Source organism: Sediminibacillus dalangtanensis (genome assembly GCF_017792025.1).
Lineage (GTDB): Bacteria > Bacillota > Bacilli > Bacillales > Amphibacillaceae > Sediminibacillus > Sediminibacillus dalangtanensis.
The window spans coordinates 3,097,336-3,122,810 of sequence record NZ_CP046956.1; the positions used below are offsets into that span (position 1 = coordinate 3,097,336).

Annotated in this window: 20 protein-coding genes; 5 read left to right on the forward strand and 15 right to left on the reverse strand. The window is 46.0% G+C overall.

Annotated features, from left to right (window positions below):
* Positions 1-61: 61 nt before the first annotated feature.
* The 14 genes from ERJ70_RS15435 to ERJ70_RS15500 all read right to left on the reverse strand — a co-directional run bounded on the left by ERJ70_RS15435 (position 62) and on the right by ERJ70_RS15500 (position 14,908).
* Positions 62-1,831, reverse strand: a complete 1,770-nt coding sequence (locus ERJ70_RS15435; RefSeq protein WP_209365683.1) for a glycoside hydrolase family 2 protein — start codon at positions 1,829-1,831, stop codon at positions 62-64.
* 17 nt (positions 1,832-1,848) lie between these two features.
* On the reverse strand, positions 1,849-2,682 hold the full coding sequence (locus tag ERJ70_RS15440; protein ID WP_209365684.1) for a carbohydrate ABC transporter permease: 834 nt from the start codon (positions 2,680-2,682) through the stop codon (positions 1,849-1,851).
* A complete protein-coding gene (locus tag ERJ70_RS15445; RefSeq protein WP_209365685.1) occupies positions 2,679-3,614 on the reverse strand; it encodes a carbohydrate ABC transporter permease in 936 nt (311 codons plus the stop codon). The genes ERJ70_RS15440 and ERJ70_RS15445 overlap by 4 nt, the downstream gene beginning before the upstream one ends.
* A gap of 96 nt (positions 3,615-3,710) precedes the next feature.
* On the reverse strand, positions 3,711-5,000 hold the full coding sequence (locus ERJ70_RS15450) for an ABC transporter substrate-binding protein (RefSeq protein ID WP_245208024.1): 1,290 nt from the start codon (positions 4,998-5,000) through the stop codon (positions 3,711-3,713).
* A gap of 55 nt (positions 5,001-5,055) precedes the next feature.
* A complete protein-coding gene (locus ERJ70_RS15455) occupies positions 5,056-6,078 on the reverse strand; it encodes a DUF5005 domain-containing protein (RefSeq protein WP_245208025.1) in 1,023 nt (340 codons plus the stop codon).
* 212 nt (positions 6,079-6,290) lie between these two features.
* Positions 6,291-7,214, reverse strand: coding sequence for an ArsR/SmtB family transcription factor (locus ERJ70_RS15460; RefSeq protein WP_209365686.1), 924 nt, complete (start codon positions 7,212-7,214; stop codon positions 6,291-6,293).
* Between the two features lie 292 nt (positions 7,215-7,506).
* Entirely contained in the window at positions 7,507-7,881 is a 375-nt protein-coding gene (locus ERJ70_RS15465) for a hypothetical protein (protein WP_209365687.1), read from the reverse strand.
* Positions 7,882-8,072: 191 nt separating this feature from the next.
* Entirely contained in the window at positions 8,073-8,642 is a 570-nt protein-coding gene (locus tag ERJ70_RS15470) for an isochorismatase family protein (protein WP_209365688.1), read from the reverse strand.
* A 14-nt stretch (positions 8,643-8,656) separates the two neighbouring features.
* Positions 8,657-9,820, reverse strand: a complete 1,164-nt coding sequence (locus ERJ70_RS15475; protein WP_209365689.1) for a hypothetical protein — start codon at positions 9,818-9,820, stop codon at positions 8,657-8,659.
* Between the two features lie 320 nt (positions 9,821-10,140).
* On the reverse strand, positions 10,141-10,920 hold the full coding sequence (locus tag ERJ70_RS15480; RefSeq protein WP_209365690.1) for an SDR family NAD(P)-dependent oxidoreductase: 780 nt from the start codon (positions 10,918-10,920) through the stop codon (positions 10,141-10,143).
* Complete coding sequence (locus ERJ70_RS15485) at positions 10,917-11,603, reverse strand: YesL family protein (RefSeq protein WP_209365691.1); 687 nt, start codon at positions 11,601-11,603, stop codon at positions 10,917-10,919. Before ERJ70_RS15485 ends, ERJ70_RS15480 begins: the two co-directional genes overlap by 4 nt.
* 42 nt (positions 11,604-11,645) lie before the next feature.
* Entirely contained in the window at positions 11,646-11,954 is a 309-nt protein-coding gene (locus ERJ70_RS15490; protein WP_209365692.1) for a cupin domain-containing protein, read from the reverse strand.
* Positions 11,955-12,062: 108 nt separating this feature from the next.
* Positions 12,063-13,868, reverse strand: coding sequence for a cache domain-containing sensor histidine kinase (locus ERJ70_RS15495; RefSeq protein WP_209365693.1), 1,806 nt, complete (start codon positions 13,866-13,868; stop codon positions 12,063-12,065).
* A complete protein-coding gene (locus ERJ70_RS15500; RefSeq protein ID WP_209365694.1) occupies positions 13,868-14,908 on the reverse strand; it encodes a response regulator transcription factor in 1,041 nt (346 codons plus the stop codon). Before ERJ70_RS15500 ends, ERJ70_RS15495 begins: the two co-directional genes overlap by 1 nt.
* A gap of 228 nt (positions 14,909-15,136) precedes the next feature.
* Here ERJ70_RS15500 and ERJ70_RS15505 point away from each other — a divergent pair, with 228 nt between their 5' ends.
* The 5 genes from ERJ70_RS15505 to ERJ70_RS15525 all read left to right on the forward strand — a co-directional run bounded on the left by ERJ70_RS15505 (position 15,137) and on the right by ERJ70_RS15525 (position 23,667).
* Positions 15,137-16,045, forward strand: coding sequence for an ABC transporter permease (locus ERJ70_RS15505; RefSeq protein ID WP_209365695.1), 909 nt, complete (start codon positions 15,137-15,139; stop codon positions 16,043-16,045).
* 14 nt (positions 16,046-16,059) lie between these two features.
* A complete protein-coding gene (locus ERJ70_RS15510) occupies positions 16,060-16,941 on the forward strand; it encodes a carbohydrate ABC transporter permease (RefSeq protein WP_209365696.1) in 882 nt (293 codons plus the stop codon).
* 146 nt (positions 16,942-17,087) lie between these two features.
* A complete protein-coding gene (locus ERJ70_RS15515) occupies positions 17,088-18,632 on the forward strand; it encodes an extracellular solute-binding protein (protein WP_209365697.1) in 1,545 nt (514 codons plus the stop codon).
* Positions 18,633-18,760: 128 nt separating this feature from the next.
* Positions 18,761-21,067 (forward strand): DUF4962 domain-containing protein, encoded by a 2,307-nt coding sequence (locus tag ERJ70_RS15520; RefSeq protein ID WP_245208026.1) that lies wholly within the window; start codon positions 18,761-18,763, stop codon positions 21,065-21,067.
* A gap of 101 nt (positions 21,068-21,168) precedes the next feature.
* Positions 21,169-23,667 (forward strand): DNRLRE domain-containing protein, encoded by a 2,499-nt coding sequence (locus ERJ70_RS15525; RefSeq protein WP_209365698.1) that lies wholly within the window; start codon positions 21,169-21,171, stop codon positions 23,665-23,667.
* 118 nt (positions 23,668-23,785) lie between these two features.
* On the opposite strand, the gene ERJ70_RS15530 is transcribed toward ERJ70_RS15525, so the two are convergent.
* Positions 23,786-25,471 (reverse strand): glycoside hydrolase family 13 protein, encoded by a 1,686-nt coding sequence (locus ERJ70_RS15530; RefSeq protein WP_209365699.1) that lies wholly within the window; start codon positions 25,469-25,471, stop codon positions 23,786-23,788.
* Positions 25,472-25,475 lie beyond the last annotated feature (4 nt).

Sequence of the window (25,475 nt, forward strand, 5' to 3'; positions counted from 1 at the left end):
CCCCGCCAATGCTTTTTCTTCTACAAAATGGAAAATCAGCTGTTTTTGGGGACTGACCCCGTTAGTGTTTGCTTTGGTTGATTTGGCGGATTGCTTCTAAATCACATTTTGGTTTACGGTGATAGGTGAGCAGTCCGTTGATTTCTTGTTCGACGTCTGTCAATTGTGTGTAGCAGAATCCTTGCAGGGCTGGCGCATGGAGCAGTGCCTCGGTCATCTTCCGGTATTGTTCGATCAGATCTTCTCCCGATTGAACAGCGGAATACCCCCATCCATCCGGCTGATCGGTTTCTTTGACGTCGTATGCTATTCCGCCATATTCAGTCACCAAAATCGGCGCTCCTTGGTGACTGAAGCCACGTGCATAAATCGGCCGCTGTGCAGGTTCTGTCGTCACGGCTGTTTCTGTTGTCTGATATGCTGCAGCCATTTCTTCTGCTGAGCGGTAGTTATGGATGCCACAAATATCGGAAATCGTATGCTCCCAACCTTCATTCGAAACAACCGGACGGGTAGTGTCCAATGACTTCGTCAAATAGTACATGGCGAGGGAATGGTGCTGCTGCTGGGACTCCCTTGCGACGCGTGAAATACCCCAGCTTTCATTGAGCGGAACCCACGCCACGATACAAGGATGGTTATAATCGCGCTTGACCGCTTCCGCCCACTCTGCCGATATCCGTTCGACAGCCGCCTCACTGTATTCGGAACAATTAGCCATTTCCCCCCATACGAGGAAGCCCAACCGGTCTGCCCAATACAGGTAACGGGGATCTTCGACCTTCTGGTGTTTACGGGCTCCGTTGAACCCCATTTCTTTTGCCAGCACGATATCCTGTTTCAGGGCTTCATCCGATTCGGCGGTCAACAATCCTCCCGGAAAGTACCCTTGGTCCAATACCAGCTTTTGATAATACGGTTTATTGTTCAGCATAAAAATACCGTTTTCCACAGACACTTTACGCATGCCAAAATAGCTCTCCGCCTGATCGACGGTTTCTCCTCCACGAACCAATCGGAGTGTGACATCGAACAAATTCGGATGCTCGGGACTCCAATACCAGCCAGGACCATGGATATTGCTACGGTCCGTAAAACGGCCGCGAATATCGAAGCTTCTTTTTAAGTGGGGATGAAACACTTGGATCCGTTCGGATACAACTGGCTCTCCCTTAAAAGTGATATCGACCAGCAGTTCCGTCTCACTGCTTAATTCACCTGCTATCTCTGTTTCCAACTCAACCGAACCTGCATCGATATCCGGTGTCCAACGCACCTGTCCGATCGATGTTTCTGCCACCGGCTCCAGCCAAACCGTCTGCCAGATGCCTGTCGTCCTTGTATAAAAAATCGAAGCAGACTGCTCATGCCAATACTGTTTCCCACGTGGAATCGTGGTATCCTCAGAAGGATCTTCCACGCGCACAACCAAATCATTTTCTTCTTCCCTCAACAAATGAGTGATTGTTGCGGAAAAAGGAACGTTTCCTCCCTGATGATACATAACTTGCTGGCCGTTAACGTACACCCACGCCCGGTAATCGACCGCTCCGAAATGAAGGATGATCTCCTGACCATTCCATTCTTCCGGAATTGCAAAAGTGCGGTGATACCAGACAACATCGTGGAAGGAAGCATCTCCGATCCCGCTGTTGGCTGCCTGGTATGCAAAGGGAACCTGAATTGTCCGATTTCCCGGTAAATTCCAGTACCATTTTTCCGTCAAACCGATTTGCTCGTCATCGAAAGCGAAGTTCCACTCTCCATTTAAATTCAACCATTGTTTTCTCTGAAATTGAGGTCTTGGATATTCTGTTTGTAAGTTTGCCATATGCTACCTCCGATGAATTATTTAATGCCTGTCTGCGTAATACCTTTGATTAATTGCTTCTGTCCGATTAAAAACACAATTAAAATCGGAACGGTGGCAATTGTCGTCAATGCCATTAATTTTCCGTAAGAGGATACGAAACTGCCCTGCTGCATAATCGCGATCCCGGTTGTAATCGTCCGCATCTCCGGCGTATTCGTCGCCACCAGCGGCCACAGAAAGTCATTGTAGATCTGCATGAAGGAGAAGATCGCCAGTGTCCACAAAATCGGCCGGGCAGAAGGGACCACGACGCGTAAAAAGATTTGCCATTTGTTCGCACCGTCCAAGTGTGCCGCTTCTTCCAATTCTTTCGGAAACGACCGGAAAAATTGATAGAGTAAAAAAACGCCGAACGCATTGGCTGTGTATGGAAAAATCAACACAGCATAGGTATTCAACAGCCCCAAATTACTGAACTGCATATACATAGGAAGAAACGTGATGACAAAAGGGATCATCAACGTACTGATGAACAAAGGAAATAAATATTTTTTCAACGGAACGTCCAGCCTTGCCAGCCCGTAGGCGGCCATCGCATCGATGGCAACGATGATGGCAGTGCCGGCAATTCCGGCAAACAAGGAGTTGAACATCCACTTGAAAATTGGGACATCCACTCCTTCACCCAGCAAAGTGTACGTATAATTTTCAAAAGTGAAATCCTCCGGTATCCAGTTCAGCCCTCCGGCAATCGCTTCGAAGTCATTTTTAAAGGAAGTCGAAATCATCCAGGCAAGCGGAATCAGAAACAACAATGCGAGGATGGCAGCAAGAATGACCAACACCGTCTTTTTTCCTGTTTGTTTCATCTGGTTTTCCCCCCTTCTTGATTCCGATTGGATATTTTGAACTGGACAATCGATACAGCAATCATGATCAAGGACATCAGCACTGCCATCGCAGAAGCTATCCCCAGCTCGCGCTGCTCAAATGCCAGGTCGACAATACCCATCAGCAATACCTCTGTCGAATCACCAGGCCCGCCTCTTGTCATCAAATACGGCTGTCCGTACACATTGAAGGAAGCGATCGTCGAGGTGATCACGACAAACAACATGATTGGGCGTATCGACGGAAGTGTTATGTGAATGAATTTTTGCCAGGCGGTAGCCCCGTCGATGGCACTTGCCTCATACATATCTTCCGGCACCTCATTCAGTGCATTGATGAAAATGATCATGTTGAAGCCAAGCGTCCACCAGACTGTCGCTCCAACCAGGGAAATCCAGGCAAATGGCTGCCTGGTCAGCCATGGGACCGGATCAAAGCCAAGATTCATTAGAAAATTATTCAGCAATCCGGAATTGGTATCGAGAATCCATAAAAACAAGATGGAAATGACCGAAACCGAAATCGCGTACGGTATAAAGTAAATGGTACGGAACAATCCCCGGATTTTTCCCGGCAGGCTGTTCAACAGCAGCGCCAGGGCGAGACCGATAATCACGAGCAGCGGCACCGAGAAAACCACGAATTTAATCGTATTCCACAAGCCGTCGAAAAATAGGGTGAACATTGCGGAATCGGGATTGAAAATCCGGGCATAGTTGTCGAATCCGATAAATGGGTGTTCTTGTGCCAACAAGTTGTAGTCATTCAGACTGATGTAAATTCCGTAAATAAGCGGGAAAAATAAAAAGGCCAAAAACATGATTAAGTACGGCAGTACGAACAAAAAGGAAGTCAGCTTGGAACGCCGGTCTCTTTTCGCTTTACTGATTGGCTGTTTTTCTTTGTCCATTGTCTTCACCTCGATTTCATGTAGCTTGTCGTCCAACTGGGAATAGCATTTCATGGAATAAGCAGGAGCTTCCGCCGCCTGCTTATTCCATCCTGGTTACTCTTCTAATGCTTGTGAAGCTTTTTGCTGTGCTTCTTCCAATGCTTCCTTAACACCTTTTTGTCCCAGCAGCGCTACATTGACCGCTTCCATCAACGGGCTGGTTGCAAGGCCCCAGTTATCTACATCAGGGGCAAAGCTGACATAATCGAATTGCTTGGCAACTTGAGGTGACTGGTCGTTCACTTCCTGGAATTCATCGCTCTCATATACCGCTTTCGATGCCGGTGCCTGGCCGGATTCTGCCCATGAAATGGCATTATCTCCTACATAACTTAAGAAATCTGTAATGGCGTCCAGCTTCGCCTCATCGGTATTTTGCGGGATGACAAAGTTATGCGAGTTGGCATAGACCCCTTCCTGCTCTGTTCCTAGCTGAGGAACCGGTGCCACACCATAATTGATACCAGACTCCTCCCACTGTTCTAGCATCCATGGACCGTTCAACTGCATGGCGCTCTTTCCTTGAAGGAACAAGGTGACTTCACCGTCTTGCTGAACGTCTTTCGGTGAAACTTCATATTCTTCAATCAATGATTTTTCAAATTCCAACGCTTCTACCACCGCATCAGAGGTAAACTGAACCTCACCATCTTTATATAACGCACCACCATTTTGATTGACGATGGTCGGGAAAATAAATTCTTGCGGCCATAAAGTAGGAACAGCATAGCCCCATTGGTTGTTTTCTTTATCCGTCAGTTTCTGTGCATATTCAATGAATTCTTCTCGATTGGTCGGCGGCTGCTCCGGATCGAGACCGGCCGCTTCAAACATATCTTTGTTCCAATAGAATAAGAGTGGGTGGATATCCAACGGCACCCCGTACAACTCTCCATCCACTGAAGCACCTTCTATCGCACTTGGATGATATTCTTCTTCACTGATTTGATCCCCCATGATATCGTCCATGTTACGTAGCACATCTTTTTCTGCATAAGTGAAAATTTGATCACCGTGCATGATCATGACGTCCGGCATATTCTTCTCGCCATTGATGGCCAAGTCGACATTTTTGTAATATTCCGTTTGGGGAACAATTTGAAAGTCAACAGTATATTCATCTTGTGATTCATTGTAGCCATCGACAATTTCTTTCATATACGGACCATCTGGACCGGAGAATGGCGCCCATAGCGTAATTTCCGAGCTGTCACCAGATCCGCCTTCATCTCCGCTTCCTCCTTCGTTGTCTGCTACTCCGCTGTTTCCACTGCAAGCTGCAAGTACCAAGGCTAACAATCCAACAAATAAGGTTACCAACCATTTTTTCGTCTGTTTCATCATGACACTCCCTCTTTTTAAAATAAGCGCTTACATAGAATAAAAAAATATATCCCGTCTACTCAGTGACAGGGGCTTCCTGTGGTTCTTCGCTTGGCCGACCGTCTCTGACAACCGGCCAGCCATCTTCCCAACTGATCGGATCAATCATCAACGGCCGTCTGGAAGCTCCCGACCATAACAATGGATCTTCTTTTTCGATCGCATGGTACACCATCCAGTCCTTTCCTGCTTCATCGGTTAGGATAGCGTTGTGGCCTGGTCCGGCGAACTTACTCTCTGAGTCGGCGGCCAGTATGGTCGTCCCGCCATTTTCCATCAACGGTTTGCCTTCCTGGTCCACATAAGGACCGGTAAAGCTGTCTGACCGTCCGACAGCAACATGATAGCTGCTGTTTTCTCCTTCACAACAGGAACCTTTAGAGCCAAAAAAGTAATACTGTGAATCTCGTTTTACAATGTAAGGTGCCTCATAGTCTGTGCCGGCTATTTCGAAGGGCTCTCCCTGAACAGAAAGGCCGTCTTCTGCCAGCTTGACTCCATAGATGCCATGGAAGCTTCCCCAGACCAGATAGGCCTGATTGTCTTCCGAATAGAAAAAAGGATCAATGGAATTATCCACGCCAATTTCTTCACTGGTGAACAATTTTCCCTTATCCTCGAACGGCCCTTCGGGTGTGTCTGAAACGGCTACCCCGATGCCAGGGTTGTTGTCTCCCCAGACAGATAAGGAATAATACAAATAATAGCTGTCCCGGTAATGGTGAATATCCGGTGCCCATATACTGCCAGATCCTTTCCATTCAGGCTTATCCTTGAAAGCTTCTCCGATATACTCCCATTCCGACAGGTCTTTTGACCGGACGATCGGCACCAGTTTTGTTTCGGCATCATCGCCCCATGCGTCTTCTGTGCCATAAGCATAATAAAAGCCATCTTCAGCCTTTAAGATAGAAGGATCTGCTAAAACTGGTTCATACACTGGATTTTGATACGTCTCTTGCATTTCGCTTTGTCCACTCTCTGAGGAACAACCGAACAATGCCGTACAAATCATTCCTAACAGTAGCACTTTCTTCACCGTTATTCTGCCCCTCCTCCCTCCCTTGGAATGTAAACCTTTTCATAACATGATTATAATATATAAAGATGTTTCAATTCAACTATTATTGTTATAAAATATAAAAAAATATAATAAACACGCCAGCAGAGGTACAGTGGAACATTTCTCCATTAGAAAAACACCTGCAGACCGCCGAATACTGATCTCCAGGTGTTTCCATGGGAAGTACGTTAATTTTTTTCTTCTACTTTCAGTTTCATGACGATGCCTTGTTCGTAATTTCCGAACTTATTTCCAAACAAGTTCAAGCCGCCCATATTCACAGCATCGCTTTTTATTCCAATTTTAAATGATATGAACGGTTTTTCTGCTATTTTCAGCGTATCGATTGTGCAATCGCTGTTGATTTTCATTCCATCGAGAAAGCAGCCTTCTTCCGTAATCCGCCAATTTTTCAACAAGCCATACTGCGTATGGTTGGTCATCCACCAGTCTGGTGTGAGAAAACCACGCTCTCCTCCAAAATCACCAGGTGAAGTCCAGGTAGCAATTTCGTGTCCGTTGACCCAGACGGTTATATCCGATGGCCAATCCAATTTATGCAAAGGCGCTTCCGAGCATAATTCGGCACTGAATTCGATTTGCGTCGCTTTATCTCCGTAAGGAAGCCTGTTCGGGAACCGGTATTCTACATGTCCTGCTTTAAAGAAAAGGAGCTGGGCTTCTGAACGTCCGGTTTCATAAAAAGAACGCGGATCATCTTGTATCCCGATATAGTCTGATTCCCCAACCAGGCCGCAGCTCGGTTCTACCTCGCAGTCGCTATACTCGCCGATCGGCATATCGTACACGACAGCATGCTCCGGTTTTTTGGTTTCCTGCGGGCCGATGTCGATGACAATTTGGTCATAGTTTTTCGTATTGATTTTTTGCGTGCCCCGTCCGGGTAGCAATTCTGTAATGATCAGATTGACATCCTCCAGTTTTTTGACATTTACTGCTGTTGTCGAAAACGGCAAATCCAATCGTTCCGCTAGCTCGTTGACATTGTGCGGCCGCTCACTCAAGAGACGCAGTATTGCCATTCTATGTTTATTCGATATCGCTTTACAGATTTCGATTGCTTCTTCGAAGTTTAAATGTAACGTTCTCATCCTATTCCCCACTTTTATTCTAACTTTTATTGTAATAATAAAAGTATAAACTAAAGCGCTCCCATTTAAAAGCACAAGCATCCGACAACCTTCGACAGGGGTCAGACCCTCCCCTGTTGCAAAATTATACCGGGGCCTGACCCCAGTACAAACCGGTCTGTTATTCACTCACGCTGTTGCAGTATCGCTCAAAATAACGCTGATTTTTCCGTTTGAAGCTTACCCCGCCTCTTTATCACGACGCAGTATTACTTCGGCGGGGGACTGACCCCAACACACCGAGCATGATTCCCTATGAGGGATTGGTCAGGATTTCTTTGATTTGGTCGGCTGTTTGTTCCGGCACTTTATTTATGTTAATCGGTCCTTTTGCTGTTTCGATGGTAATCCCGGCAAGTCCATTGGCCCTGTTCACATCACAGGAAGTTATCTCTTCATTTGCTACCTTTAAATCGTTCGATTGATCAGAAGCCGCCATGTGATAAAAACATGTTTTCTTACTCGTCACAAATAACAATTGGGTCGGTTTGTCGCTTGGAGCTGCCACTCCAAGCAGCTGCTCGTCTTCTTCCAGATTATTCTCCGAAAAGGTTTTAATGTACCTCTTGATGATCCCTTTCCGGCCAAAGCCTGCATTTTCAATCGTATCCTTAATACTATCAAACATATTCATCCCTGCCTTTCTTTACCGATTATACCGTACGGAAACTTGGGCAACAAAAAAGAGCCCCCTGGGTTTCTTGGTTTAGCCGAAGACTCTCTGCTAGTATCTTTTCCCTTCCATTTGTTATCCACTAGAAAACGACAGTAGATTTGATTATACAGGCACGTTCCTTATTCCACCCAACACGCAAAAACTCAATCTTCTACTTCTCTATATTTATCATGCTCTGGTCGAAATAAATCTTCCTCCGCATTTCGAACCATGGAAAAATGATCGACATTGTAATGTCCGTGCAGTGTCCTGTTATGATGATCGATGATCTTGTGTCCCGGCAATACCTGGGAATCGCTTGTCGTATGGCCATCCCCAACCAGCGTTACATCAAACTCATTGATAGTAGCGGTTCTGACAGCTGTATCGATGCAATGTTCTGTTTTGCACCCCATCACGACTAAATGCTCTACCTCATTTTCGACTAAATATTGTCTTAATGGCGTTCTGTAAAAGGAGTTGGTTGCCTCCTTATCGAAAATGACAGCTTCAGGAGGAACGTTGATATCTTCATGTATTTGAAACCCTGCACCCTTCCCCAATGCGACTTCTAAATCTCTCACAAATACAAGTAATGCCTGATTGCTCTTAGCCTTCTCAATTACCAGATTGATGTTGGCAATGATTTTCTCCTTTTCCACAACCCCTTCTTCAACTTTACTTCCGTCCATTAAATCCTGTTGTGCATCAATGACTAAAAGAGCTTGTTTCACTTGATCTCCCCCTGTTAATTTATTGTTGACGATGGCTTATATACATACCGTATCGGTGTTATCTGCTCCTCTTTTCCTGGCACATATAAGGAAACGGACGGACCGGCGATACCCCAGTCAGAGACAGCAGGAAAACTGTGTTCCCCATTTTCATCCAGGTACACAATCCCTTCATGATTGCCGCCCCAATTTCGTATGCCTTTATAAAGCACGCCAAAATGATTTGCTTCCCAATTTTTTATGTCTGCTTCCAAATCGATATTATCCAACATATTGATGACGATAGAAAAATCATTGGCAGGATTGTAAGTTTCGGTCCCTTCTCCCTCCCAATCCTGTTTATGGACGGTCACCTTATTGCCTGCAGGTTTCTCTGAATAAATCAAATACCCGGATTGCAATAAGTGTTCATCATCGTATCCATAAAGATACATATAGATACTGGTAATCGTTCCATCCCTGTCAAATTCAATTTCTAAATCGTTCGTCATCAGATTCGGTTCCATGTCCATCTTTTCTTTTACATCTTCCATAACGCCTTCCAACTTGGCAGTGAAAAAATCATCATTGTCCAGTCTGATTTTTGTATCGGTCTTCAGCTCGTTTAATTTCCAGGCCTGCGCTCCGTTGAAGTTGACTGCATTTTTACCGACATTATATACACCGAAAGCTGTAATAAGTAACAGAAGAGCGGGAACTACCATCCAAACAGTGAAAGGGAGAGGCTTGGATTTTTCCAATCTATCTATTGAAAGATTGCTGCTTTTTAGAATTGGAAAAAACGTTTTATCCCCAAAGTACAAAAAATACCATTGTTTGTTTTCTTTCAACCTGATCAAATCATCCAGTAAAAGAGTGTGCCGCCTTCCTTCGGCAGAGGAGTATATCTCCAATATGGAACCATGGACTTCCAAATAATTGTCCGGATTATATAAATACGCTTTTTTCATTTGCTTTCGGTATAGATTGACCTGATAGATTAGGAGAAATAACAGTCCTGCACCGATAACCATAAACAAGGGTACATTTGTCTTCAGCTGACCTATTTTTGTAATCGTGAACAAAACCTTCCACAGCAATGCGTATAGAAGTAACAGGATCCAGCTATGCAGTCTGCCGAAAAACAGATCTCGCAGAAGCATTCTTCTATAAATCTTTTTGGATAATGGATTCCTCATGCTTGTCACTCTTTCTAATCAGTAGGTAACTTAATGTTAACATTATTTTCCTGACAGTTGGGGAAACTTCAAAAAATTGTTTGCCTGGAATCTCTTTCGATTCGTCCTTTACATTTTTAAAAAAGCACCATGCCAAAGGGCACGATGCTTTTGCTTCCTTTTTCCTATTACTGCCAGGTTCAATAAATAAGAGTTTCCGAAGTTCAAATCCCCGCATTACAGATCACCGACTTGCCGGTTTTAGAACTTGCAGGGACTGTCCCCCACCGCTCTACCAAGACGCAGTGCTACCATGTTGGGGGACTGTCCCCGTTAACTTCTCAACGCATGTACATGCCGCCGTTTATTTCGATGGTTTCACCTGTGAGGAAACCTGCAAGGTCGGAGACGAGATAGAGCACAGCTCCTGCTACATCTTCCGGTTCACCCCCGCGCTGCAAAGGAATCGTTTTAACCGTGTTGGTCCGTCCTTCTGCTGTGGAAAACGTATTGTGAAACGGTGTATTGCCAATAAAACCAGGTGACACGGCATTGACAGTTATTCGGGAAGGGGCCAGTTCTTTGGCCAACGCTTTTGAATACGTCAATACAGCGGCCTTTGACGCAGCGTAAGCAGATGCTCCCGGTCCGCCTCCATTATGGGCAGCAACCGAAGTCATGTTGACCACTTTTCCACCTAGCTTACCATCTTTGCTTGCTGCCTTCAGCAACGGCAGGACAGCTTTTGTGACGAGAAAGGTGCTGGTCACATTGACGTCGATTACCCTGTGCCACAGTTCCTCGCTCATTTCCTCGATTGTCGCCCGTTGTACCATGTGGCCTGCATTGTTCACCAAAATATCAAGCTCTCCGTTAAAAAAAGCTGCTGTTTCAGCAGCCAACGTTTCTATGTCATCACTTTTCAGTACATCGCCCTGAACAGCCCGTCCTTTGCGGCTAAATTCCTCGATCAGGCGGACTACTTCTTCAGCGCCCTCCCTGTTTTTCCCATAATGGACAACCACATCGGCACCTGCTTCGGCCAGTCCGAGGGCGATACTTCTCCCGATTCCGGTCCCGCCCCCTGTCACGAGCGCCTTTTTCCCTTCTAAATCAATCATTCTCCCACTCCTTTTCCAAAACGTTTGTTATAGATATAGCCAGCTTCAGCATCCTCCAACCGCAGATAGCCGCTTCGCTCCATCCTTCTGAAAGCAAAAGAAGCAATTTTGGTACAGGCCGCAGCAAGGAAGCTGACTCCGCAAAAAAGAAACAACAGCGGAACATAAGCCAACACCAGCCCGCAAACTATTATCAAAACGGTTAAAGCCAAGGAAACAAACGGAATTAAGAGGGCAATCGTTGCCGAAAAACGGACGCTGTTTAAAACCGTCAACCGGTAACGAACAACTATCGGCAGGATAAGCAAGGATGACAACAGGTAGATGAACAACAGACTGACAAGAAGGCAGGCTGCGGCAAACGCCAGCACATTCGAATAACTGAACAGCAGCCGAATGTCATAATAAAGAAACAAACCGAGTGTCAGCCAGACATAACCATACAGTTGGCATTTCAAAAAACTAGCTTTATAGACAGACCAAAAGACACTGCCTGCGTTTGTTTCCGTTTCCGGATGGCGAAGGCGTGTCTTCATGACAGCGAATGTGGCATACAATGCCGGAAATAAACCGAATACAATCCCGCCCGCCAACAGGCCGGCCATGGCTCGCAGCTGTACTGCCACGAGGAAATAAACCTGTTCGCAGAATTGATTGAACCTGCCCATCATCCCCTCTTCCATACGGACTGCCCCCTTACTCGACTATCGTGCCTTTAAGCCCTATTACTTCAATAAATCTTCGCGGAGCGGTGTGAATGTATCAAGCAAAATCCCTTTTTCAAGCGCCAGTGCACCATGGACCTGATTGCCCGGGATCACCAATGTTTCTCCTCCGTGCACAAGATGTTTTTCACCCTCGATCGTGAACTCGAAGCTACCCTCCATGCAATAGGTCAATTGTTCATGCGGGTGACTATGTTCCGAACCCTCGGCCCCTTTTTCAAAGTGGACCTCCATCATCATCAATGATTTACCTGGTGTGAATACTTTGCGTTTTACCCCTGGTTCTGCCTGTTCCCACTCTCCTGGCATATGATCGAACCCCTTTCTGGTATTGATACTCTATATAGTAACAAATCAGTAAGCGGTTTCATATATGATTTTTTTAGCTGGATCAGGGGTTTTTTTAGCAGCCAATCGTTAACCGACTTTGGTTCGTCTGTCCTTGCGTGGTATTTCCATGGAAACTTTGGTGCCCTCTCCTTGTTTCGATTGAATAGATAAACCGCACTGATCACCGAATAACAATTGAATCCGGCGATGGACGTTGCTGACCCCGATTCCCATCTTGTTGCTGACATCCTCATACTTTTCCTTCCGGAGAACTTTCCGGATATCACGCAGTCGGGCAGGAGTGATTCCGGCACCGTTATCGATGACTTCCACACGAAGCCGCTTCTCTTCAGCGGTTGCCCGGATTGTAATTCCCCCCTGGTACCGGTTTTTGCGCAAGCCATGGTGGATGGCGTTTTCGACCAGCGGCTGCAAAGACAGCTTGACCACCTCTTCATCGAAGAGATTTTCCTCTATCTCGAACGTTATCGGTAGTTGCTTTTGAAATCGGTGCTCTTCCACAATCATGAAATTTTTCACATGGTTCATTTCGTCCTCCAGGGTGACGATTTCCAAATTCCGAACCGAATAGCGGAACATTTGCGATAAGGCGATGGCCATTTCCGAAATTTCTTCCGCATCATTTAATATCGCATAAGAATTCATCGTTTCCAGTGTGTTATGGAGAAAATGAGGGTTGATTTGTGACTGGAGGGCCTGAAGTTCGATTTTTTGCTTTTCGTATAACACTTTGTGATTCTGCAATTCCGCGGCATATAAATCATCGACGAGCGTCGACAAGCGGTCGATCATTTTGTTGTAACTGGTGACCACACTGCTTATTTCATCGGTTCCTCGAAGCGGTTTTATCGGTTCCCATTCACCGATCTCCATTTTTTTCATTCCTTTTTGAATCTTTCTTAATGGCTTTACAATGCTGTTCGCGAATCCAATCGAGACGACCAACGCTACCATCAGGGACAAAACCAGGACGAATACCACCTGCTTTTTCATCCCGGCAACCGGTTCATAAATCACCTCTTTCGGTGTCATCGCAACCAGCGTCCAATTGGTCTGGTCAGAGTGATCGGCATAAAAAATCATTTCCGTGCCGTCCCATTCCCCCGTAAATGTTTTCTTGTCGGTGGTGGTTAACTGATTTTCCAATTGTTTGCCAATAGGATTGCCGAGCCATTTTTTATCTGGATGGTAGACAACGCGATGATTATCATCGAAAATCCAAAGGGATGTCCCGTTTTCAAACTGGGCGATGTTCCACAGTTCTTCCAATGCCGTTCCGTTCAATTCCACCCCGAGTATCCCTTTTGGTATAAACGAAGACAAGCCGCGCACCCTGCGGACAATACTGACGACATATTCCTGATTGTACAGACTTCGATCGGCAAGCAGCCGAATCCGTCCGTTTTCCGGCGTCGTTTTTAGCAAGCTACGATAGATCGCTTTCGAGGGAAACGGTTCCTCTTCCAAGGAGGACTTATTTTTGGAAAGAACATATTGGCCGTTTTCGCCTAGAAGATAGATCAGATTCAAGTGTTGATTTTTCAAATTGAGGTTGTGCATCTGGCTTTTAATCTCTTTCGAATAGTAATATTGCTCCAGCTTCTGGCTCTCATCGATTTCTAGAAAGCCTTTCACGGTGCGGTCCGTCAGCAACGGCAAGGTTGCCAATTCCAAATCCCGGATGAACAAATCGGTTTGGTAACTGGCATTTTCCACAATATACTCCAGGTAGCCCTCTGACTGTTTTTTGATTTCCAGGGTGGTCTGCCGGTAAAACAACCAGGTGACCAGACTGACGGAGACTAGGATGACGACGACGAAATAAACAAGCAGCCGCTGTTGAATATTCAAACGGTATATCCAGCCCTTCATCAATCCACCCCCATATTCCTCCGAAAGCCTGAAGGCGTCTGTCCTGTATACTTTTTGAACGTCTTCGTAAAATGCGGATGATCGTTCAATCCAATCAGAAAAGGAATGTCGATCACTTTTATGTCTTTTTTCAACAAGAGCTCTTTGGCTTTTTCCATACGTAGGCTGCTCCGGTACTTCACAAAAGTCTGCCCGGTTTCCTTTTTAAACAGCTGGCTGAAGTAAGAAGCGTTTAACCCAAGCTTGCCTGCAACTTCTTCTAGACTGATTTCTTCATCAAGGTGTTGGAGGATATAGTTCTTAGCCATTTCAATCGGGTCGACCTCGTTCCCTTTCCGCTTTTGTTCAAGCAGCAGGAGGATTTCAAGGCATTTTTCCAAAAATAATTGCTCTGCCTCTTTTTTGCCTGCAGCTGCTATTTCCCAATGAAAAGCATTCATTAATTGGCTGCCCTTGGACGCAATCCGATGAAATAGCACTTCCAACACATGGGTCAAAATGTTGCAGTAATAGTCTATGGAAAGCTGCTTCGTTTCCATTCTTACGGACCATTCACGAAACACCGTCTCTGCTTCCAGACGATTCAAAGACCAAATAGACTCTGCCAACCCTGCCAGCAGCTCATCAATCTCATCCGCTCCGATGAAATCTTGCTGCTTGGTCTTCAATCCTTGCAAACACCGTTCGACTGTTTGAGAAAGCTTCTCCTTGGTAATCGGTTTTAACAAGTATTCTTTGACCCCGCACAATATTGCTTTTTGAGCGAAAGTGAAGCTGTCGTACCCGGATACGATTACCCACTGGGTTCCTTGCTGCAGTTCCTTATAACCGGCAATCAACTCCAAACCGTTCATTTCCCCGCCTTCAATGTCGGTAAAAACAATGTCAAACTTTTCCTCTTGCAAACTGGGAATTGCATCTTCGGCATAAGCAACCTCGGAAATGCTGTCCAGATAAAATCCTTCTACTCGAATCGTTTGCAGCAATTTTATCAGCCCACGCCTTGTCAACGGTTCATCTTCGATAATCAGGACACGCAATTCAATACACTCCCCTTTAATAAAGCGCTTACATTTATGCCTATTATAAACGAATGGACGATGAATAGGTATGGGAAATCCGTTTTTAAAATGAATTTGTTAATAAATCTATGTAACATAGCCGGCCGATATCCAAAAAAAACACAAATTGCAAAGAAAAGACTCCATAGATGTAAACCCTTCCAAGAACTAAGCTTATGACAACATCTTAAAAAAGGGGGTAGCCAAATGACTTCACGAAAACTGGCACTCGTCTGGAAGCATAAAGCTCTTTATTTGATTGCATTGCCAGGCATTGCATATTTTATTATCTTCAAGTATATCCCGATCATGGGTTCGGTGATCGCCTTTCAGGATTACAACATTTTTCAAGGCATTACAGGAAGTGCCTGGGTAGGACTGGAACAATTCGAACGAATGTTTCAGTATCCGGAATTTTTACGGATTTTGAAAAATACCTTGCTGATCAATTTGTACGATATTGTTTTCGGTTTTTCTGCTCCAATCATTCTTGCCTTGATGTTGAATGAAGTCCGAAAAATGCTAGCAAAAAGGATTATCCAAACGATCGTTTACATGCCCCATTTTCTGTCATGGGTGATTATCAGTGGTATTTTTATCGGAATCTTATCCCCATCAACTGGCATGGTCAACCATTTTTTGAACCTCTTTGGCATTGATTCGATTTATTTCCTTGGAGAAGACAGTTTTATCCGTACTATTATTGTCGGCTCCGGTATGTGGCGGGAAACTGGTTGGAGTACGATTATCTATTTAGCTGCCCTGGCAGGAATCAACCCACAGTTGTATGAAGCCGCGGATATCGATGGTGCCAATCGATGGCAGCAAACCTGGAAGATCACCCTCCCTACCTTGATGCCGACAATTATGATGTTGTTCCTGCTGCAAATCGGCAATTTCTTGGATTTCGGTTTTGAGCGGGTCGATGTCTTCCTGAACCCTTTTAACCGTGTCAACGGAGAAATTTTTGATACGTATATCTATGAAGCCGGCTTGCTGCAAAACCAATACAGCTATACAACCGCCATCGGTATTTTCAAATCGGTAGTAGGATTGATTTTGCTGGTCGGGGCCAACTTTGTCAGCCGGAAAACCACCGGCAACAGTTTATATTAGAAAGGAATGATCGTATGGCTATTAAAGAGAGCCGTGCTCGCAAAGCTTTCCTGAGAACCAACATGGTTGTATTGATTCTTGTGTCCCTTATCATGATTCTTCCGTTTATTCACGTTTTGGCTCAATCATTCAGCAGTTCCGGAGCGATCGATCAAGGAAAGGTCAGCTTCCTCCCGGTCGAATTCACCCTCGATAATTACAGCTTTGTTTTCCAGGACGGAAGTATTTGGCGGTCATTCGGAGTCACGATTTTCATCACGGTGTTCGGCACCTTGTTCAATTTGATTGCGACCGCTTCGCTTGCCTATCCCCTATCGAGAAAAGAATTGCTCGGCCGCAAATTCCTTCTCTTCATGGTATTGTTTACGATGATTTTTTCGGCACCGCTGATTCCGACCTTTTTGGTGGTCCAAAACCTCGGTTTGCTGAACACGGTATGGGCGTTGATTTTTCCGACGGCCATCAGTGCCTTCAACCTATTTGTGATGCGCTCCTTTTTTATGCAGATTCCGCAGGAGCTTATCGAGTCAAGCCGGATGGATGGACTGGGCGAACTCCGCATTCTGTTTCAAATCGTGTTGCCGCTCTCCAAGCCGGCAATGGCCACACTCGGGATTTTTTACGCTGTTTTTCATTGGAACACCTATTTCAATGCATTGATGTTCATAGAAGACCGAAGCTTGTATCCGCTGCAAATCAAATTAAGGGAAATGATCGTCGATGAGAATTTCACCTCTGACCCTACCTCAGATTTTTACACGACGATGCTCTCGAGCTCTCCCGAAGGAATCAAAATGGCCACCATAATTGTAGCCACGGTTCCGATTTTGCTGATTTATCCGTTTTTGCAGCGCCATTTCATCAAAGGGTTTATGCTGGGCAGTTTAAAGGATTGAAAAGGAGACTGCTTCACTCGTTGGATTTTTATTGCCGTATAAAAATTTGACAACTGTATCTAAAAACAGACGAAAGCGCCATTGCAGGCAATGTGTTAAAGTCTTTTGTAAGCACTTACATTTTATTTATCAAAGGGGAGGAACTAATGAAAAAGCGAACGGTTTTACTTGGAGTCATGTTGGTCATTCTCGTCGCATTGATGGCAGGGTGCAAAGATTCGGAATCAAAGGCTTCGAATGAAAGCGAAGGGGAAGGATCTGGCTTTTCGATTGCCATGCGCACCTTGGCTACGCCATATGTAGAAAGCCATCCGGACATCAATGAAGATAAATACGTCACAGAACTGGAAAAGTTGACGGGTACGGATATCAATATCCGCCTTGTTCCGCACAATGAATATGTCGAGCGGATGACATTGATGCTCGCCTCCAATGATATCCCAGATGTCATGCAGGCCGGGGGCGGTGTACTGGGTCCGGAATTGGCCGGCGGGGTTGAAGCAGGTGCCTTCATGCCACTGGATGATTTGCTAAAAGAACACGGCAAGCACCTTCTCGAAGCCATCCCTCAGGAAGCATGGGACCGGGTGACCTATGACGGAAAAATTTATGCAATACCGGAATACCTATCCAATCCTTCACGACGCGGAACCGCCATCCGCATGGATCTCCTGGAAAAAACGGGGTTGGATGTACCGAAGACGACCGATGAGTTTCTCGAAGTCATGCGTGCTTTTAAAGAGCTCGGAGTAAAAAACCCATATCAGGGCCGGGAAGACTTCAAATATTCGGATACATTTTTTGGAGCTTTCGATGCCTTTCCATATCAGTGGGAGCTATACAACGATCAAGTTGTACCAAAATTCATGGCTGGAGATAAAATCAAAGATGCACTGGAATACTACCGCACCATGTATGAAGAAGGGTTGATCCATCCCGAATTTTTGACTATCCAACAGCCGGAATACCGCAGTAACATCATTGCCGGAAATACAGGGATGTGGTCGATGAATGCTGAAGAAGTCAATGCCTGGGAGCAGGAAATCCAAAACAATGTACCGGAGGCAGAAGTCGCGATCATTCCATCACCAGTCGGTCCAGACGGAAAAGGCGGCCACTACTTATACGGTCAGGTAACCCGCTCCTTCCTGATCAGCAGTGAAACAGAAGCGAATGTGGAAGACATCATCAAATTCTTCGACTGGCAGGTCACGGAAGAAGCAGAAAGATTTTTCACCTATGGAATAGAAGGCGATACGTACACACTTAACGACGATGGCTTCGTCAATTATGAGATGAAAGATGACACCAACTTCCTTAATGAACAGCATTATCGCAACCGTTGGCTATGGATGATCCGTGACGCCACTTACACAAAGGGAATCCTCGAACAGACCGATGAAGGACAGCAGTTGATGTCGGTGTTCGATGACATCCTGAGCAACGAAGGACGGGACAGTATCTTGTACGATCCGCCATTGGAAGCGATGGAAAGCAACCCGGATATCCGTCCAGGCAGCGACACCCCTTCTGATGTTTGGATGACTGGAGCAGCAAAAATCATCCTCGGCCAGGAACCGCTCGACTATCATGACACCATTGTCGAAGAATGGCTGAACAAGGGAGGCAGTCAGGCAATCGAAGAAGCGACCAAACGTTATAACGAGGACGACGGCGTGTTGTCCCGATAAGTTGACGAATTCCGAGTATTCGTTCCATCCCTTCCCGCTTTCCATTTCCGTTCGGTTTCCCCCATGGCCTATAGGTCTCCGGCGGATTTGGAAAAGTGGGAACCAATTTGATCAGAGGAGGTCTTTTTGTGAAAGAAACGTTGTTCAAATTATACCAGCCGGAAAGCGGTACATTGAATGTACCTTATCAGCCGGATGAACAGACCAGGATAATCGAGAATCCCCCTCGGTTCACCTGGATGCCGGCGAAGCTCGAAGATGACTTTTATACGCTGGAAATTTCCACCGACGCTGATTTTCCGCAGAAGAATACTTGGGCCTATCAGCCGATTCCACACAACCTGTTTACCCCGGATCGTCCTTTGCAGTCCGGCACCTATTATTGGCGTTATGCGCTGCTAGATCAGGAAGAACGGCAGGTCAGTGATTGGAGCAAAACCCGCCGTTTTACTATATCGGAAAATCTTCCGGAAACCCCTCTCCCGTGCCGAAGCATCCGATATGCAGAGGTGAACACCACTAGACCCCGGCTCTGGTTGACAGAACAGGCTTTGTCCGATTTCCGGTCTAATCTGTCTGCCGATCCGGATTATTGCCATTGGAAAAATTTTTACCGTCATTCCGTAGAACCGTACCTGACCATGCCACTCATCAAGGAACCGGAGCCATATCCAAATCACCAGCGTACCGCGAAGCTGTGGCGGAAAATGTATATGGACTGCCAGCAGGTATTGCATGCGATCCGCCATTTAAGCGTTGCGGGTGTGATTCTGAAGGATGACAGTATCCTGTCAAAAGCGAAAGAATGGCTGCTCCATACAGCCAATTGGAATCCGGACGGGCCAACGTCCAGGGACTACAATGATGAAGCCGCCTTTCGTATCGTCGGCGCACTTAGCTGGGGTTATGACTGGCTGCTTCCATACCTTTCCGAGGATGAGGCCGACTTTGTAAAGAAGCAGCTGGTCATCAGAACCGAGCAAGTTGCCTTCCACGTCATCGAACGATCGAAAATCCATCAGGTCCCATATGACAGTCATGCTGTCCGCGCGTTGTCATCCGTTCTTATTCCCGCCGGAATTGCCTTGTTCGACGATGTTCCCGAGGCCAGAGAGTGGCTTGATTACACCGTCGAGTATTACAGCGGCCTTTATACCCCGTGGGGCGGGGCGGATGGCGGATGGGCTGAAGGCCCCCATTACTGGCTGACCGGTATGGCCTATGTCATCGAAGCAATGAACTTGTTGAAAAACTTCAACGGCTATGACCTGTATCAACGGCCATTTTTTCAAAATACCGGTGACTTCCCTTTGTATGTCTACCCACCCGACACAAACCGCGCCAGCTTCGGGGACCATGCCAATCTTGGCGACCTCCCGGGATTGAAGGTGGGCTTCAACATCCGGCAATTTGCGGGTGTTACCGGGAATCCTTATTACCAATGGTATTACGAGCAGACTAAAAAGTATGATACCGACCCTTATGACAAGTTTTACAACAAAGGGTGGTGGGACTTTCATTTTGACGAAATGATGTACCTGCACGATTATCCGGAAATCGAAGCTAAAGCCCCATCCGATATCTCTCCTGTAAAGTGGTTTAAAGATGTCGGCTGGGCCGCTATGCACAGCCGGATGGATGATCCGGAAGAACATATTATGTACCTGACAAAAAGCAGTCCTTACGGTTCGATCAGTCACAGTCACGGCGATCAAAACGCTTTTGTCCTGCATGCCTTTGGGGATCCCTTGGCAATTCACAGCGGTTATTATGTCGCTTTTAACAGCACGATGCATACCAATTGGCGCAGGCAGACGATTTCCAAAAATGCCATTCTGATCGACGGGAAAGGCCAGTATGCAGGGAAGGATAAGTTCCTGGCCAAGGATGCCTGCGGAAAAATCGAAGCCGTCGAACAGAAGAAAAATTATGCTTATATACGAGGCGATGCGACCGCCGCCTATCAACACGACGTCCCTTACTTAACACGTTATACCCGGGAAACGTATTTTGTCGATGACAGTTACTTCGTGCTTGTGGATACAGTTAACCTGGAACAGGATGCGGAACTCGACTGGCTGCTCCATACCCTTCAAGAGATGGAGCTTTCCCATCAATCTTTTGTGGTGAAAGGAAAAAAAGCAGCATTGGAGGGAAGATTTGTCCACTGCTCAAGCGGAGAATTGGCATTAAACCAATACAATGACTTTCCAGGCGTCGATCTAGATGAACTGGAAGGAAATCCGGTCCACTGGCGTTTGCAGGCTAAAACCCGTCCGGCATCCCAGCACCGGATTGTCACGCTGCTTCATCCGATGAAGAAAATGGAACCAGCCTATGTCTCTTACTTCATCGATGATCAGGGCTTTAGTCAACAATATTATTTTACAAAAGACGGCAAGACGTTCCGGTTGGAGCTGCCGAAGGAATTTTAATCTCCGATTTATCAGGTTAACCGTAATCAGCGAGAGTCTTTTCATCCTGAAGGGCTCTCGTTGTTTTTTAAAGGAGAAAACAAAACGAAAGGCGGAGAAGTATGAAAAGTAGAATCGTGTGGTTCAGCCTTGTCTGTTTGTCACTTTGGGCTTGTTTGTCTGTCTTGCCCGACAATAGTCTCCATGCTGCAGAAACGGTTTCCCACTATCCTGTCATCGATGTCTCTGCAAGTGTCCATGATGGCAATGTCCCGGAAAACACACTGGATGACAATCTGTCGACAAGATGGTCGGCTCAAGGAAACGGCCAATGGATTCAGTATGATTTAGGAAGCATCCAGGAGTTGGGCTATCTTGGCCTGGCTTTCTATAACGGCGATATTCGTTCCACTACTGTGGATATCGAACTGTCGATCGACGGTGAAGAATGGAGCAGAGTTGTTGAACAGCAGGAAAGCAGCGGTACATCCATCAACCTGGAAGCCTTTGACTTTCCAGATCAAGAAGCGAGGTATGTAAGAATTATCGGTCACGGCAATTCGAGGAACGATTGGAATAGCATGACGGCTGCCCATATCTATCCTCCCAACCCTGACGGTCCCATCGTGGAGGAATTAGAGGCTATTGACCCCGGTCCAGTACCGGACGCCCAACCATTCACAAAGGCGGGGCTCTATTATCCCGACAAAACACCTTATACACCACCCTCTCCACATCCGGTGACCGGGAAGACCATCCATGTCACTGACTTTGGAGCTGATTTACAGGATAACAGCAACGATGATACAGCTGCCATTAATGCCGCTATACAAGCTGCCGACCCTGGAGATGAAGTGTATTTTCCTGATGGAACTTACAACTTGAATAGCACCATGGATAATGACTTTACCTCCCACATTTACTTAAAGGATGAAGTAAATCTTCGTGGCGAAACTGAAACAGGTGTGTTATTGGTATCCGACTTTGATATGAATGATGTTCCCAACAGCAAAGTCATGACTGCCTATGGAAAACACGATTTGACGATATCCAATCTGACCATCACTTCCACTTTTGATGGCAATTATTCAGAAAATCCAAGTGAAAATAATCCTGATCGCGGCGGACCTGCATACGGAATCTTTGTTGCCGATTCTGCCGGACAGCCCTCCCATCACATTACTGTAAACAATATCACCATCGAAAAATTTCAACGCATGGGAGTGAGAATCGAAAAAAGCAACCGGAACACCGTCGAACAGGTAACTTTTAGAAATGCGACGGATGTCGGCGGTGGTGGCGCCGGCTATGGAGTCGGAATCCAGGGGATACAAGGCATCGACAGGCTGGGGCACGCCAATGACACGTATTTTAATGTAGTTAAAAACAGCCATTTCGAGGGTCCCTATCTTCGCCACGGATCGTTGATCCAAAACTATGCCCACAACAACCTGGTCGAGCACAACACCTATCGGGGAATTATCCATGATGCAGTCGACTTGCATGGCCAGCGGGAATATTTGAATGAGGTACGCCATAACCATTTAGTCAATATCCCACGTGGCGGAATCGGAGTCGGTAATACCGGCGGGACGCCGCCAAATTCCCATTCTGCTTCGGGGGCAGGAAATTATATCCACCATAATACGTTAAAGGATACGCGGGACGGCATAATCGTCATGATGGGTTCACCGGAAACAGTGATAAAGAGCAACAAAGTCATGCATACATCGACGCCGGCCAACGCGAAAGGTATCTATTTATTGAATGCGCCAGGTACGATCGTTAAGAACAATAAAATAGTGAACAACAACGCCGAGGGTTTCTGGGGTATTTTTATTGCAGAAGACGACGGGGATACACGTAACGGCGGCAAGGGTGCCGGAATACCGGAAAATATATTAGTAGAAAAAAATAAACTAATTGGCAATAGCAACGGAATTCGTGTAGAAGCAGGAAAAGAGATTAGAATCAACGATAATATCATTCGGCGGACAGCCGGTGAGGATTATGTCAATTTGATAGAAGATGAACCAATCAGCCAGTCCCTAGCACCTTCCGATGATGCATTAATAGACTTTGAGAGGCCTGAGTCAAATTACGGAGTCATGAACAAGGACTTGATTGACACAGGAGCTCCTGACCGCAACTTTTATAAGTACTTCAATATCAAACAAAATCCAGCCGGCAGCAAAGGAAGAATGGCACTCTATCAATTTGACTTGCATGATTTCGAAGGAATAGAGTCGGCTGAACTCCAACTGACAGGGAAGACCGGCAGCAATACCTCTTCCGTCACACTTGCAGTCTATGGAGTTCTAAGCAATGAATGGCAGGAGGATTCTGTCACCTGGAGTAACGCCCCCAATGTTGCTGCAGACAGAGTCGAGGTAACCGGAATTGGTGATTCAGCATTTTTCCTGGGAACCATTACTGTCGACCAAGCTGAAACAACCCTGCATGAATTGGATGTAACAGCATTTGTGGAGGAATATGGTACGGAAGCGATCAGTTTTCTTGTCGCTGATACACAAGGACAGAATGGTAACATCAATCTCTACTCAAAAGAAGAAACCAACGAAACCCGCAGGCCAGCCTTGAAAATCACCGCCAAACCATAGAACATCCTTAAAAAGCAGTCTCCGGTTGGATTTCAACCGGAGACTTATTTTGCAGGGACAGTCCCCCATCGCTCTACCAAGACGCAGTGCTACCATGTTGGGGGACTGTCCCTGCTATTTATGTTAGTTTATAAACGAATGTTTCGTATGGTTGAATGGCTACTTCAGTCAGGTTATCTTGATTGGTCCTATCAGGATTGTTCGTGATCAATAACTCCTGTTGTTTGCCGCCTGTTATATCCGTGAAGCTGCGCTTTTGCTCATTGCTGCTGAAATTGCAGACAACCAGCAGGGTTTCCTTATGAAGCGACCTGGTGTAGGCGAATATTTCTTCGTCCTCCTCCAGCGATAGCTGGTAATCTCCATAGACAATTGCCTTCTCTTGCTTCCGTAGTTCAATCAGCCTTTGATAGAAATAGAAGATAGAATCCGGATCCGACAGCGCATTCTCGACATTGATTTCTTGATAATTCGGGTTAACATGCAGCCATGGCTCCCCTGTCGTGAACCCGGCATTCTCACTTGCGTCCCACTGGACCGGTGTCCTGGCATTATCCCGGCTTCTTGCATAGATTGCTTCGAGCAATTCGGCCGAATCAACCCCTTCTTCTTTCATCCGCTCTTCATACCAATTCAACGTTTCAATATCGCGACATTCTTCTATGGAAGGAAACGGTACGTTTGTCATACCGATTTCTTCCCCCTGGTAAATATATGGTGTCCCCTTCATCAAATGTAGACAGACTGCCAGCATTTTTGCCGATTGTTCACGATATGGCCCATCGTCTCCGAACCGGGAAACGGCCCGTGGTTGATCGTGATTATTCCAGTACAGGCTGTTCCATCCCTTTTTCTCCAGTCCTTTTTGCCACTTGGTCATGATCTCCTTCAGTTCTGTCAACTTCCAAGGCAGGTTGTCCCATTTTCCGTTCGGTCCGTTTCCTATTCCGACGTGTTCAAAATGGAAGACCATCTGTAACTCATTCCGATCTTCAGCAGTAAATTTCTTCGCTTCTTCCACCGTAACACCAGGCATTTCGCCTACTGTCAAAATGTCATAATTTGATAAAACTTTCTGATTCATTTCCTGTAAAAATTCGTGGATTCTCGGTCCCTGTGCGAAGAATCTGGCCCCATCAGCAAAACGCTGCCCCGGTTCCGCTGCCCCATCCGGAAAGCGTTGATCTTTTGATAGAAAATTAATGACATCCATCCGGAATCCGTCGACCCCTTTATCGAGCCACCAGCGCATCATCTGATAGACATCTTCCCGTACATCTGGATTTTCCCAATTCAAGTCCGGCTGCTTTTTACTAAAAAGATGCAGGTAGTATTCATCGGTTTTTTCATCGTACTCCCAAGCGGAACCGCTGAAAGCTGACACCCAGTTGTTCGGCTCTCTGCCATCCTTGCCAGACTTCCAAATATAATAGTCCCGTTTCGGATTATCTTTGGATGATTTGGACTCGACAAACCAGGCGTGTTCATCGGAAGTATGATTGACAACCAGGTCCATAACCAGCTTCAAATCGCGTTTATGCATTTCGTGCAACAGTTCATCAAAATCATCCATTGATCCGAATTCTTCCATAATTTCATGGTAATTCCTTATGTCATAGCCATTATCATCGTTCGGTGAATCGTAAACCGGTGACAACCAAACCACGTCAACCCCAAGCTTTTTCAAATAATCAAGCTTTCCGGTGATTCCTTTAATGTCGCCGATTCCGTCTCCATTGCTGTCAAGGAAGCTTCTTGGATAAATCTGATAAATAACGCTCTCTTTCCACCATTGTTCGCTCATCTCT

Coding starts and splice junctions, on each gene's coding strand:
- ERJ70_RS15435 (WP_209365683.1), bottom strand. CDS start 1,831: ATGGCAAACTTACAAACAGAATATCCAAGACCTCAATTTCAGAGAAAA.
- ERJ70_RS15440 (WP_209365684.1), bottom strand. CDS start 2,682: ATGAAACAAACAGGAAAAAAGACGGTGTTGGTCATTCTTGCTGCCATC.
- ERJ70_RS15445 (WP_209365685.1), bottom strand. CDS start 3,614: ATGGACAAAGAAAAACAGCCAATCAGTAAAGCGAAAAGAGACCGGCGT.
- ERJ70_RS15450 (WP_245208024.1), bottom strand. CDS start 5,000: ATGATGAAACAGACGAAAAAATGGTTGGTAACCTTATTTGTTGGATTG.
- ERJ70_RS15460 (WP_209365686.1), bottom strand. CDS start 7,214: ATGAGAACGTTACATTTAAACTTCGAAGAAGCAATCGAAATCTGTAAA.
- ERJ70_RS15465 (WP_209365687.1), bottom strand. CDS start 7,881: ATGTTTGATAGTATTAAGGATACGATTGAAAATGCAGGCTTTGGCCGG.
- ERJ70_RS15475 (WP_209365689.1), bottom strand. CDS start 9,820: ATGAGGAATCCATTATCCAAAAAGATTTATAGAAGAATGCTTCTGCGA.
- ERJ70_RS15480 (WP_209365690.1), bottom strand. CDS start 10,920: ATGATTGATTTAGAAGGGAAAAAGGCGCTCGTGACAGGGGGCGGGACC.
- ERJ70_RS15485 (WP_209365691.1), bottom strand. CDS start 11,603: ATGGAAGAGGGGATGATGGGCAGGTTCAATCAATTCTGCGAACAGGTT.
- ERJ70_RS15490 (WP_209365692.1), bottom strand. CDS start 11,954: ATGCCAGGAGAGTGGGAACAGGCAGAACCAGGGGTAAAACGCAAAGTA.
- ERJ70_RS15495 (WP_209365693.1), bottom strand. CDS start 13,868: ATGAAGGGCTGGATATACCGTTTGAATATTCAACAGCGGCTGCTTGTT.
- ERJ70_RS15505 (WP_209365695.1), top strand. CDS start 15,137: ATGACTTCACGAAAACTGGCACTCGTCTGGAAGCATAAAGCTCTTTAT.
- ERJ70_RS15510 (WP_209365696.1), top strand. CDS start 16,060: ATGGCTATTAAAGAGAGCCGTGCTCGCAAAGCTTTCCTGAGAACCAAC.
- ERJ70_RS15515 (WP_209365697.1), top strand. CDS start 17,088: ATGAAAAAGCGAACGGTTTTACTTGGAGTCATGTTGGTCATTCTCGTC.
- ERJ70_RS15525 (WP_209365698.1), top strand. CDS start 21,169: ATGAAAAGTAGAATCGTGTGGTTCAGCCTTGTCTGTTTGTCACTTTGG.
- ERJ70_RS15530 (WP_209365699.1), bottom strand. CDS start 25,471: ATGAGCGAACAATGGTGGAAAGAGAGCGTTATTTATCAGATTTATCCA.